This is a genomic window from Microcoleus sp. FACHB-831, from assembly GCF_014695585.1.
In the GTDB taxonomy this organism is placed as follows: Bacteria; Cyanobacteriota; Cyanobacteriia; order Cyanobacteriales; family FACHB-T130; genus FACHB-831.
In genome coordinates, this window is record NZ_JACJON010000065.1 from 1 (window position 1) to 2783 (window position 2783).

At 42.5% G+C, this 2783-nt stretch carries 3 protein-coding genes and 1 pseudogene; 3 read left to right on the forward strand and 1 reads right to left on the reverse strand.

The genetic code is table 11. The features are described 5' to 3' along the window. The first annotated feature begins 208 nt into the window (after nucleotides 1–208). From H6F77_RS18560 to H6F77_RS18570, 3 genes are all read left to right on the forward strand, one after another. Nucleotides 209–1057: a ParA family protein gene (locus H6F77_RS18560; protein WP_242022314.1), complete on the forward strand. Its 849-nt coding sequence runs from the start codon at nucleotides 209–211 to the stop codon at nucleotides 1055–1057. After that, nucleotides 1054–1734, forward strand: coding sequence for a Rho termination factor N-terminal domain-containing protein (locus tag H6F77_RS18565; RefSeq protein ID WP_190490036.1), 681 nt, complete (start codon nucleotides 1054–1056; stop codon nucleotides 1732–1734). Before H6F77_RS18560 ends, H6F77_RS18565 begins: the two co-directional genes overlap by 4 nt. Nucleotides 1735–1827: 93 nt before the next feature. Beyond that, on the forward strand, nucleotides 1828–2403 hold the full coding sequence (locus H6F77_RS18570; protein ID WP_190490037.1) for a hypothetical protein: 576 nt from the start codon (nucleotides 1828–1830) through the stop codon (nucleotides 2401–2403). Nucleotides 2404–2582: 179 nt separating this feature from the next. On the opposite strand, the pseudogene H6F77_RS18575 reads toward H6F77_RS18570, so the two are convergent. Further along, nucleotides 2583–2783, reverse strand: a pseudogene (locus tag H6F77_RS18575) (IS701 family transposase); the annotation flags it as partial.

Sequence of the window (2783 nt, forward strand, 5' to 3'; positions counted from 1 at the left end):
TATCAGCCTACTCCTGGAGATTTTCCGGCGCTCGCATTGCTTGTTTTTTCACTTCTCAGACCCCAGATTTATTGTCAAGTACAATTTATACCAAATTAGATGAGCTTACCCTGTCTATCCAGCAACGCCCTGTCTTGATATTACGCCAGATAACCTCGGTGAAATTGTAACAAATATTAAACAAAAGATTGAAAATCTACCACGGGCGTTGACTGTAGCCATCTATAACAATAAAGGTGGAGTTGGTAAAACTACTACAACAGTAAATTTAGCCGCTGTTCTCACGTTAAAAGGAAAAAAGGCTTTAATTATTGACTTCGATCCAAATCAACAAGACCTTACAAATTCCCTAGGAATTAAGCAAGGTACAGAAACGTTGTACTCTTACCTTGAAGATAGAAAAAATAGAGTTAATCCTAGTAATGTAATCCAATCGTTTGGAACAAAAAACACAAAAACGGGACACTTATTTCAGATTGATGTTATCCCCGCTGATGAAGACTTAGGCAGTCAGGGTGAGGATAAATTACGCCAAAACTTTGGAATACGAAGACTCTACCAAATTTTAGACAGCCTAAAGTATGAGTATGACTATATTTTGATTGATTCACCTCCTAACTGGCGTTTTTTCAGTCAAAGTGCTATATATGCCTCAGATGTTGTCCTTATTCCAACGAAACACAACAACATCTTTTCGCTAGAGAATGCTGCTGTGGCTATCAAACAGTTTATTCCTCAAGTTCAAGAATCAAGAAAAGATGGTGGGCCGATTGCACTACCGATTTTCTTCAATGGTGAAAGTATTACGGATGCAGGGCGTAATACTGCACATAAAGCAATAGAAGAAATTATCAAACAAACCCCAACCAGTAAGTTTAATTTGCGTCCTTATTTTTATCCGCGTTACACTCAAGCGAAACAAGATCGACATATCTTTGAACTACCTAGCTATGCTCATATAGCTAATGCAGCTTTTTCTCGCGTACCCGCTGCCTACAAAGATAAAACAGCTCGTAATTATTATTTAGAATTAGCAAAGGAGTATTTTCTACAATGAGTAACTTGACCGATATTGGCAACTTAATGCACCTGTACATGGATCAGATCCAAGCTGGTGAAGGAACAGATGCCCCTGAGTTTTTGATTACTGCTACTGCCAAAAAACTCACTAAGTCGGGTGGCCGTAATTGGGTTCCTGTAATTGTTAAAGAAACTGGCGAAGACCAATATGAAGTCATTGGTAACTCATTTATTTATGCTGTTGTTGAAGAAGCTGGATTAGAGAAGGTCTGGTGCATTATTGCCGATCCTAGCGACGAATCTGTAGAACTGACTAAAGTCTTAGCAGGCGAAGTAACTCCAAAAATTAACCTCACTACAGCGACACGAGATGATATCAAAGCAGCGCTTCAGTATCTAATTGAAAAACCTGGTACCGATCTCAAGAGCGTTAAGCTTCTGATTGCTACCGATCGTATTGATGAAGCTCCTCGCCAGTACTGGAAGACACTAGAGCCGATTACAAAACTTAAGTGTGGTATTACCACAGGTAAAAAACTCAATGCTTTGAAAGAAGTTTTTTACTTAACCCCTGAACCCATGCCTGAAGTTATTGAAGACTCTACTACCTTGAACACCTTAACAGCTAGAGAGTTAAGAGATATGGCTAAGAAGCGCGGGATACCTGGCTACAGCAAGAAGAAGAAGGACGAATTAGTTAAACTACTCAGTTAGTAATAGGGGTAGCACTAGCGCTCGATAGGATGGAGGCAGGCGACTTCAGCCCTAAGTTAACCCCACAACAGCAACAAAAGCTGAATCAACATTATGCCAAGTTCCCCAGAACAGAATAGAAAAAACGCTCTAAAATCGACTGGGCCACGGAGCGATCGCGGTAAGGCGATCGTCCGTCACAACAACCTTAAGCATGGGCTACTGGCAACAAAACCGCCCGTCCTCTGTACTGAAAATCGCCAGTGGTTTGATGCAATGGTGGCAGGGTTGATTGAGAAGTATCAACCTCGCGATCCGATCGAATATTTACTCATCGAAACGATTTCAATGGGTTGGTTACGCTTGCGGCGATTGTGGGGCATTGAGGCAGCAGTAGGTGATGTAGCGATACTGAAAATCAAACAAAAACTATCTGGGAAAAGCTCAGAACTAGAGAAGCGCCGCATTACTAAACAGTTGACGGAGGCAGAGACATCTGCTGCTGGGTTGTCCCTGTCTGGCGAACAATTAGCGCGATATGAGCGGCTAATTAGCCTCCAATTGAACGATGCCATAGAAAAATTGGAGGAAATAAAGCGAAAAGAACGGGAGTTAGCTGCTTCTATGGGTTTGCTTGGTATAACCCAGTTTATGAGCGATCGCCTAAGCTACGACGTTGATAACGGCTAAAACCTATGCTAGAAGCGACACTCGTCAACTTAGATAAGTGCTGTTACCTTCATTTCAGCCGATATAGTCTATGTAAATGTCAGTTTTCATAGACTATCGCGCCTGAAACGACCATTTCCCCAACGGGCGATCGCTTAGTCCGGGCATGGAATGTCGTAGGTGGATAGATTAGTCAGGAGTTACGCAGTTGGTACAAGAGTCAGCCAAGGAGCCGCTAAGTAGGAACGCACCGCCTCCCGAACAATACTGGCTTTGGACTCATACCAACTAATGCCAGTATTAAACCAATGCATCTCCAGGCGTAGAAACGCTCGAATCGCCAAACCAATGTGATTGCGTTGAGCACGAGAAGAACGCACTTGGGCTTTTTCAACCCCACA